General features: G+C 63.9%; 9 protein-coding genes. 6 read left to right on the top strand and 3 right to left on the bottom strand.

Features of this window, described 5'->3' with window-relative positions:
- From RMO18_RS03300 to RMO18_RS03290, 3 genes are all read left to right on the top strand, one after another.
- On the top strand, positions 1 to 978 hold a 978-nt coding region (locus RMO18_RS03300; protein ID WP_309663901.1), incomplete at its 5' end, for an adenosine deaminase.
- Complete coding sequence (upp, locus tag RMO18_RS03295) at positions 971 to 1,603, top strand: uracil phosphoribosyltransferase (protein WP_309663900.1); 633 nt, start codon at positions 971 to 973, stop codon at positions 1,601 to 1,603. The genes RMO18_RS03300 and upp, both read left to right, overlap by 8 nt.
- A 58-nt stretch (positions 1,604 to 1,661) precedes the next feature.
- Positions 1,662 to 2,243 (top strand): SPOR domain-containing protein, encoded by a 582-nt coding sequence (locus RMO18_RS03290; protein ID WP_309663899.1) that lies wholly within the window; start codon positions 1,662 to 1,664, stop codon positions 2,241 to 2,243.
- A 40-nt stretch (positions 2,244 to 2,283) separates the two neighbouring features.
- Here the strand turns inward: RMO18_RS03290 and RMO18_RS03285 are convergent, their stop codons facing one another.
- Entirely contained in the window at positions 2,284 to 3,306 is a 1,023-nt protein-coding gene (locus tag RMO18_RS03285; protein WP_309663898.1) for a hypothetical protein, read from the bottom strand.
- Between the two features lie 182 nt (positions 3,307 to 3,488).
- On the opposite strand from RMO18_RS03285, the gene RMO18_RS03280 reads away from it, so the two are divergent.
- Positions 3,489 to 4,448: a DMT family transporter gene (locus RMO18_RS03280; RefSeq protein ID WP_309663897.1), complete on the top strand. Its 960-nt coding sequence runs from the start codon at positions 3,489 to 3,491 to the stop codon at positions 4,446 to 4,448.
- Here the strand turns inward: RMO18_RS03280 and RMO18_RS03275 are convergent.
- Positions 4,385 to 4,978 carry a thymidine kinase gene (locus tag RMO18_RS03275; protein WP_309663896.1) on the bottom strand — a complete coding sequence of 198 codons (594 nt, stop codon included), beginning with the start codon at positions 4,976 to 4,978 and terminating at the stop codon, positions 4,385 to 4,387. The genes RMO18_RS03280 and RMO18_RS03275 overlap by 64 nt on opposite strands.
- 370 nt (positions 4,979 to 5,348) lie before the next feature.
- On the opposite strand from RMO18_RS03275, the gene RMO18_RS03270 reads away from it, so the two are divergent.
- Positions 5,349 to 5,801 (top strand): hypothetical protein, encoded by a 453-nt coding sequence (locus RMO18_RS03270; protein ID WP_309663895.1) that lies wholly within the window; start codon positions 5,349 to 5,351, stop codon positions 5,799 to 5,801.
- Positions 5,802 to 5,840: 39 nt separating this feature from the next.
- Here RMO18_RS03270 and RMO18_RS03265 read toward each other — a convergent pair whose 3' ends face one another.
- Positions 5,841 to 7,199: a DEAD/DEAH box helicase gene (locus tag RMO18_RS03265; RefSeq protein WP_309663894.1), complete on the bottom strand. Its 1,359-nt coding sequence runs from the start codon at positions 7,197 to 7,199 to the stop codon at positions 5,841 to 5,843.
- Between the two features lie 411 nt (positions 7,200 to 7,610).
- On the opposite strand from RMO18_RS03265, the gene RMO18_RS03260 reads away from it, so the two are divergent.
- Positions 7,611 to 8,230: efflux RND transporter periplasmic adaptor subunit (locus tag RMO18_RS03260; protein ID WP_309663893.1), on the top strand; the 620-nt coding region annotated here is incomplete at its 3' end.

Genomic DNA, 8,230 nt, shown 5'->3' with positions numbered 1-8,230 from the left:
CATGTCGCACTTCATCATCAGGTCGAACTTCACCTGCATCTCGAAGGCGCGGCCCCCCCGGCTTTCATCCGTGGCCTCGCCCGCGAGAAGCATATCGACATCGGCGGGATCTTTGACGCCGAAGGAGCCTATCGTTTCAAGGACTTCTGGGACTTTCTGAAAGTGTACGAGGCCGCGACCTCGGTCCTCACCACGCCCGAGGATTACGCCCGGCTGACCCGTGCGGTCCTTGAAGAGTCCCTCGCAAGCGGCGTGATCTACAGCGAAACCTTCCTGTCCCCTGATTTCTGCGGCGGCCGCGACGTCGGCGCCTGGCGTGAATACCTCCACGCGATCCGCGAGGCGGCGGACAGCGTTCCCGGCATCATCCTGCGCGGCATCATCACCCCCATCCGCCACTTCGGGCCCGAGAAAGCACGCGAGACCGCGCTTTGTGCGGCCGAAACGGCGGGGGACTGGATCGTGGGCTTCGGCATCGCGGGGGACGAAAAGGTGGGCAAGCCCAAGGACTTCGCCTATGCCTTTGACATGGCGCGCGAGGCGGGTCTGCGCCTGACCGCCCATGCGGGCGAGTGGGGCGGGCCGGAGTCAGTCCGCGATGCGCTCACCGCCCTTCGCCCCGAACGCATCGGCCACGGTGTTCGCGCCATCGAGGACCCCGCCCTCGTGGACGAACTCGCCGAAAAGGGCATCGTCCTCGAGGTCTGCCCCGGATCCAACGTCGCCCTCGGCCTTTACGAATGGCGCAAGCACCCCATCGCGGAACTCGACCGGCGAGGCGTCAAGGTCACCATCTCGACCGACGACCCGCCCTTCTTCCACACCACCATGGCCCGTGAATTCGACCGCCTGAACGAAGCTTTCGACTGGGACGATGGCCAGTTTGCCCGGATCACCCGCCAGTCCCTTGACGCGGCCTTCTGCGATGCCGATACCCGCGCGAAGATCGCCAAGCGGCTGGAGGGGCCCCATGTATGACCACCTGACCGTCGTCTCGCACCCCTTGGTCCAGCACAAGCTGACCCTGATGCGGGACAAGGACACCTCGACCAAGTCCTTCCGCCAGCTTTTGCGCGAGATCAGCCTGCTGCTGGCCTATGAGATCACGCGCGAGATGGCGATGACGACCGCGCGGATCGAGACCCCGCTCGAGCCGATGGACGCGCCGGTGATCGAGGGCAAGAAGCTGGCGTTGGTGTCGATCCTGCGGGCGGGGAACGGGCTGCTGGACGGGATACTGGAGCTGATCCCGGCGGCGCGGGTGGGGTTCGTAGGCCTGTACCGCGACCCTGAGACGCTGCAACCGGTGCAGTATTACTGCAAGCTGCCCGACCATATGGAAGACCGGATCAGCATTGTGGTGGACCCGATGCTGGCCACCGGCAATTCATCAGCCGCGGCGATTTCGCTGCTGAAGCAGGCAGGGGCCAAGCAGATCCGGTTCCTGTGCCTGTTGGCGGCACCGGAGGGTATTGCGCGGATGAAGCAAGCCCATCCCGATGTGCCGATTGTCACGGCCGCGGTGGACAGCCATCTGAATGACCACGGTTACATCGTTCCGGGCCTGGGCGATGCGGGCGACCGGATGTTTGGCACCAAGTAGGGCAATGCATTGTACGCTGATGCCCGCGATGTTGCGGCGGTTCTGCAGGGAGGGTTTGATGGTTGCCATGATCTGGCGTGGTGCGATGGTGGCGGCCCTGCTTGTCGGCGGACCAGCCGGGGCGCGCGACCTGCTGCAACCGGCGGAAATCCCGCCGGTTGCCTATAGTGGTCAGCAATACGTGGACAGCAAGGGCTGCCTTTTCCTGCGGGCTGGGTTGGATGGACAGATCGCGTGGATTCCCCGGGTGACGCGCGACGGCGTGCCGGTCTGCGGCTATCCGCCATCGGGCAACCGGGTACCGATTGTCGGGGAAGCAGCGACCGCGCCGCCCGCCGCTGCGGAAAATGTGGCCCCCCCTGCAGCAACCGCGAAGTCTGAAGAAACGCCAGTCACGCCCACCGCAAACGGCGGGATCTTGGTGGCGGTTGGCAGTTTTTCGCAGGCCGCGAACGCCGACCGCGCTGCCCGCGCGATGACGAGCCTGGGGTTGCCGGTGGTGATGGGCAAGATCGTACGCAACGGGGTGGCACTGGAAACGGTGTATGCGGGGCCATTCGACAGTAATGCCGCTGCGGGCGCGGCGCTGAAGGCGGCCAGAGGCGCTGGTTATCCTGACGCGATCATCATGGGAAAGTAGGTGGCGGGGGCTTGTTCGCCAAAGGCGGCAGTCGCGACCATCAGCCCGAGCAGATGGCCTGCAACGCGACCCATTCATCATCGGGGATGAGAGGGGTTGGCGACAGGCCCTTGTAGGGATCGCCTTCGATCAGCCCGGCGGTGGCCTTGCCTTCCGGATCGGTGGCAAAGGCGAAGGGCGTGGCGGGAATCTGTGCGTCCTTGAACGATTGCAGGACGACCGCGTCTGGCAGAGCCGCCGGGGTGGCCCGCAAAATCGCCTCGCCATAGCCTGCAAGCGCGGTCTTTGGCAGCTCTCCGGTGGTCAAAAGCTGAAAGGTCGCGCGCAGACCGGTGTATTCCAGCAACGGGATCATCGGGTCTTGCACGTCTTTCCTCAGGCCCTCGACCAGCGCTGCACCGGCCAGCGCCTCGGGTCCGGTGGTGGCTTCGGTCAGGCGGCGGGGCAGCACGATCACATCGCCGGGCATGCTGAGCGCGTGGTCCACGCCATCGGGCAGGACATAGAGGATCGGCGTATCCACGGGTCCGAAGACGCGTTCGGCAATGCCCGCAAGGGCGCGCAAGCCAAGCTGATTGTCGCAAGGCGCGCCGGTGAGGCGGGTAAGATCGTCCAGCACCGCTTGCCCAAGTTCGGCCCGCTGCGCCGATGGTACGACGGACGCGGTATGGGCAACCAGCGCGCCGGGAACCCACAACACCCCCAAGCCAAGCACAAGCACAGTGAGGCCGCCCAGCAAGACAGCACGCAGCCGACCGGGGCGGGCAATCGCGGCCTGAACCGCACCGCGCACGGCCTCCAGTGCGGCGATCATGTCGGGATCGGTCAGTTCGAGCGTTTCTTCGGAATCGGCACCGGGGCCGAACAGGGCGGGCATTACGCCGGGATTGCTGCGTTCCACTGCGGGAAGCGACCAGTGACTGACAGCGATTTCGCTTTTGGGATCGGTGAGGATCAGGGTCGCATCACCGAACTGGACCCGGACCTCGCGGCGCTGTTCCTGCGGATACTCGCGCCAGAGCCCGGTACATTCCAGCCGTTGATACTTGTTGAGCGCCGTCATGGGGCGAAATGTCTCTGCCTGTTTCGTGCAACCTTACCGCCTGTGATGGCGCGCCACAATCGCCCGTGAAAGGCAGGGCGCAGCGGCGAGTGAACGACAGGATTTCGGCAAGCACGTCGCGTTCAGACGGGCGCGGCGACGCGCGGGCTGGAAGGTGAGGCGAGCAGGAGCAGGAACGCCAGATGGACAGCACGCCGAACCGGACCCTGACTGCCGCTGGCGCGGTGTTGATCTATTCGGTCCTGATCGGGTTTACCGACAATTATGTGCGGGTGATCGCGGCGGATGGCGGGCTGTGGCAGTTTCACGCCACGCGGTCGGCGATGGCGTTTGTGCTGCTGGGCATGCTGGCGGTGCCGCTTGGGCTGCGGCTGAAGCCCAAAAGCTGGCGCGCGGTGCTTGCACGATCGGCGATTCACGGCGCGGCGATGCTGATATACTTTGGCGCGCTGGCGTTTCTGCCGGTGGCGCAGGTGGCGGCGGGTCTGTTCACCGCGCCGATCTTTGTGCTGCTGATCCAGCGGTTTGCCTATGGGCTGCGGATCGGCCCGATGCAAATCCTGGCAGTGCTGCTGGGGTTTGGCGGGGTGGTTCTGGTGCTGGGGCCAGAGGCGCTGTCTGGTGCCACGCTGGCGGCGGTGCTGCCGGTGGCGGCGGGTGCGCTGTATGCGATGGGCAATATTGCGACGCGGGAATGGTGTGGCCAAGAGACGGCAGAGACGCTGCTGGCCGGGTTCTTTGGCGTGCTGGGCGTGCTGGGGCTGATCGGAATGATCTGGCTGGCGCTGGTGCCGGTTGCGGTGCCGGAGGGGGCAGCGGGGTTTGTGCAGCGCGGCTGGGTCTGGCCGACGCCGATGTTCATGTGGTGGACGTTTGTGCAAGCGGCGGGGTCGCTGCTTGGCGTCGGCATGGTGATCAAGGCCTATCAGATTGCCGAAGCCTCACGCGTGTCGGTTTTCGAATATGTGATCCTGCCTGCGTCGGCAGGCTGGGGCTGGCTGATCTGGGGCGAGACGTTGAGCGGGCTTGCGGTTGCGGGCATGGCGATGATCGCGCTGGCGGGAGTGCTGATCGCGCGTCAGTCTGGCAGGGCTTTGTCGCCCACGGCTTCGCGCCAGTGGCGGCGGCAAAGCGACACGTAGGTTTCGTTGCCGCCGATCACAACCTGATCGCCTTCACGCAGCGCGCGCCCGTCCGGGCCTTTGCGCACCACCATGGTGGCCTTCTTGCCGCAATGGCAGATGGTGCGGACTTCGCGCATCTCGTCGGCCCAGGCCAGCAGGGCGGCCGAGCCGGGAAACAGGTTGCCCTGAAAATCCACCCGCAGGCCGTAGCACATGACCGGAACGCCGAGATCATCGACCGCGCGCGCCAGTTGCCAGACCTGTTCCTTGGTCAGGAATTGCGCTTCGTCGATGAACACGCAAGCCACTGGGCCTTGGGCAAAGCGCGCGGCAAGCTTGGCCATCAGATCATCTTGCGGGGCAAAGGTATCGGCAGGTTCGCCAATGCCGATGCGGCTGGCGATACGGCCTTCGCCTGCGCGATTGTCGAACTGGGCGGTGATCAGATAGGTCACCATGCCGCCCTCACGATAGTTGTGGGACGCCTGCAGAAGCGAGGTCGATTTCCCCGCGTTCATCGTGGAGTAGTGGAAATACAGCTTGGCCATCGTGGAAGTGCCCTAGCCCATTGCGACGCCCCGTTGCAAGCGCCAGTCGCACTGCAATGGGGGTCGCAACAGGCCAATTTGGCACATACCGGGCGGGGTGTTCGGGGCCTTCAACCAATCAACCGGCAGAAAATTCTGCCAAACCATGCAAAACGGAAGGCCCGCCGCACGAACGACGGAAGCCGCCGCCTTTCTAAAGGCGATACGACGGCGGACCCCCACCCTTACCGGCGCTGGGGACGCCGGTCACTCGTTACAGTTCCAGTTGCCCGGAACATGTTTATCAATGACAAACCCTTGCGGTCGCATTAATGGGAAAAACTGTAACGATTTCCCCCGAGCCGTGCAGGCCGGGGTGAGGAGAAGATCAATGTCGATAGCAACTTACCTGAAGAAGCACACCGAGGCGCTGGTAAAGGACGTCGGCATCGAGGCTGCGTGCGAATTGACCGGAAGGTCCAAGGCGACGCTGGGGCGGTACTATTCCGACAACGAGGAACACGACGACCGCTTTATGCCGATTGACGTGGTTGCAGCACTGGAGGCTGCCGCGCGGCATCCGCATGTCACTTCGGCTTTGGCCGATTTGCGGGGCATCACGCTGTCTTATGACGCCGAACGGCGCAATGCTGCCTCAAGTGGGGTGAATCAGGATGTCGTTGCGCTGGCGCAGCGCTTTGCCATCCTGATGGGCGAGTACAATCAGGCCATCGGCGATGGCGTGATTTCGGTGAACGAGGCCAAGCGCCTGCTGCGCGAAACACTTGCGATCCAGCAGGTTCTTTTGGACATGAAGCTCAACCTTGAAGACGGCGCGAGCTAGCCAGCGTTCAGGCTGGCCAGCGTTCAGGCTGACCGGCGTTCAGGCTGGCCGGCGCTGTGACCCGCCGGGTTTGCCACTTTCCTGACGGCGCGGCGTGAAAGTGCCGCCCATTGGCTTGGCTGGTGCAGCACTACGGGCGGGGTGACCACCCGGACGCGGACCGGTGGCCTTTGCCGGTGGTTTGGCACCCGGTTTCTGGCCACCTTTGTGCGCGGGGCGTTGGCCGCGGTTCTGGCCCGGCTTTGGCGCTGCGGCCACGATATCAGCAGCCCAAGGCGCGCCGCCCAACACCGGGATCGGCTTTTTCAGCAGCTTTTCGATGGCCTGAAGTTCACCCATCTCGACCGGTGCGCAGAACGCGACGGCGGTGCCTTCGGCCCCGGCACGGGCGGTCCGGCCGATGCGGTGGACGTAGTTTTCGGCGACGTTCGGCAGATCAAAGTTGTAGACGTGGCGCACGGTCGGAATATCGATGCCTCGCGCGGCGACATCGGTGGCCACCAGCACGTCAAGCTCGCCGGTGCGGAATTCGGTCAAGGTGCGGTCACGCTGGTTCTGGCTTTTGTTGCCGTGGATCGAGCCGACCTTGAAACCCCAGGTCGCGAGCAGCTTGCAGAGTTTCTCCGAGCCGTGCTTGGTGCGCCCGAAAACCAGCGCCTGTTCGCCAACATGGGTCTTGAGATAGGTTTCCAGCAGGCGGGCCTTGTCGCCGTTCGGAATGAAGTGCACGCCTTGCACGATCTTTTCGATCGGCTTGCCGGGCGGGGCCACCTGCACGCGGATCGGATCGCGCAGATAGGTGTCGGCGATTTCCGAGATGTCCTTGGGCATTGTGGCCGAGAACAGCATGGTCTGGCGCTTCAGCGGGATATGTTTGGCGATTTTGCGCAAGGAGTGGATGAAGCCCATGTCGAGCATGTGGTCAGCCTCGTCCAGCACCAGATAGGCGCATTTCTCAAGTGACACATCGCCGCGTTCCAGCAAATCGATCAGGCGACCGGGGGTGGCCACCAGCACGTCGGTGCCCTTGGACAGCGCCTGCGCCTGCTTGAACAGTGAGGCGCCGCCGACGACCATCGTCACCTTGACGGCGGTGCCCTTGGTGAAGGTTTCGAGGTTTGCCTTGATCTGGGCGATCAGCTCGCGCGTTGGCGCAAGGATCAGGGCGCGGACGTTCTTTGGCCCCGGCGGGTGGCCAAGATCCAGCAGGCGGTGCAAAAGCGGCAGACCGAAAGCGGCGGTCTTGCCGGTGCCGGTCTGGGCGAGGCCCATCAGATCGCGGCCCTGCATGATGTGGGGGATGGCCTGCGCCTGAATTGGCGTCGGCATCTTGAGGTTGGTTTTTTCCAGTGCTTTCAACAGCGACGGGGACAGGCCGAGATCGGCAAAAGTGGTCATGGGTAGCATCCATACGTCAAGGGCAAGCGACCCTCGCCCCGGACGTGTGCCCGTGACCGTGCCGCTAGCGGCGCCCCTGCGTGATGGAGGAAACCTGTGTCCGGGCCTTTCGGTGCTCACGCGGCACGGGCTTTCGGATGGAGGGCAAATGGGGCTTTTTCGTCGCAGTGTCAAGGATGCTGGGGATTTGGCTGGCGGACGGCAAGATTTACCATTGTAAAGATTGGCAAGATCGGGCACTTGGAAAGCCCGGATCGACAGCGCCAAAAGGTTGGGAGTGACTGGACGTTACCTTCAACTAAGAGTATGTGTTTCGTCGCTTTACATTTCCGGCCATCCAGCCGGAACCTCGCCCGCATCTGCTGCGGCAGATAGAATGAATTGTCTCTTATTTCAATAGGATGATCGCAAGTGACTGGCTCCTTCAAGCTTCATCGCATCGCTGCATTCGTCGTGCTCATCGCCGCATCGGCATGGGTTCTTACCGGTGAGTTCGCCTCTGTCGGCAGTGCCGCGGGGGAGGCAAAGGCAGCCGAGGACGGTCAGGAAAGCCCTACGTCGGAAGGTTCCGCATCGACGCCGCCCGAAGTGGTGCCGCGCACGGTTGCGGTAATGGAGCCGGTATTCGTGGAGCATGCAAGGACGATCCGACTGTCGGGAACGACGGCTGCGGACAAGCGCGTTGTGCTGGCTGCGCGGGCGGAGGGCGTGATCAACACCCTGGCTTTGGCGAAGGGCGAAAGCGTCACGGATGGCGCGGTTGTGCTGACGCTGGAAGGGCCCGAGACGCTGGCGCAGGCCGAGATCGCCGAGATTGCCCTGGCCCAGCGCGAGCGTGAACTTGACGTAGCCGAGCGGCTGTATTCCGGTGGCAATACCCCGGAAATCCAGCTGACAAACGCCCGTTCGGTGCGGGATTCGGCGCAAGCCGAACTGAACCGCGCCAATGCGGCGGTTGACCGTCTGCAACTGAAGGCGCCGTTTGCCGGGATCGTCGACACGGTCGAGGTTGAATTGGGCGAATGGGTGCA

The organism is Tabrizicola sp., assembly GCF_031377265.1.
Lineage (GTDB): Bacteria > Pseudomonadota > Alphaproteobacteria > Rhodobacterales > Rhodobacteraceae > JAUYQR01.
This window is presented reverse-complemented; position numbering and strand designations above follow the sequence as displayed.

Excerpts from the sequence above, each read along its gene's own strand:
- RMO18_RS03270 (WP_309663895.1), top strand. The coding sequence starts at position 5,349 with ATGTCGATAGCAACTTACCTGAAGAAGCACACCGAGGCGCTGGTAAAG.
- RMO18_RS03290 (WP_309663899.1), top strand. The coding sequence starts at position 1,662 with ATGGTTGCCATGATCTGGCGTGGTGCGATGGTGGCGGCCCTGCTTGTC.
- RMO18_RS03280 (WP_309663897.1), top strand. The coding sequence starts at position 3,489 with ATGGACAGCACGCCGAACCGGACCCTGACTGCCGCTGGCGCGGTGTTG.
- RMO18_RS03275 (WP_309663896.1), bottom strand. The coding sequence starts at position 4,978 with ATGGCCAAGCTGTATTTCCACTACTCCACGATGAACGCGGGGAAATCG.
- upp (WP_309663900.1), top strand. The coding sequence starts at position 971 with ATGTATGACCACCTGACCGTCGTCTCGCACCCCTTGGTCCAGCACAAG.
- RMO18_RS03285 (WP_309663898.1), bottom strand. The coding sequence starts at position 3,306 with ATGACGGCGCTCAACAAGTATCAACGGCTGGAATGTACCGGGCTCTGG.
- RMO18_RS03265 (WP_309663894.1), bottom strand. The coding sequence starts at position 7,199 with ATGACCACTTTTGCCGATCTCGGCCTGTCCCCGTCGCTGTTGAAAGCA.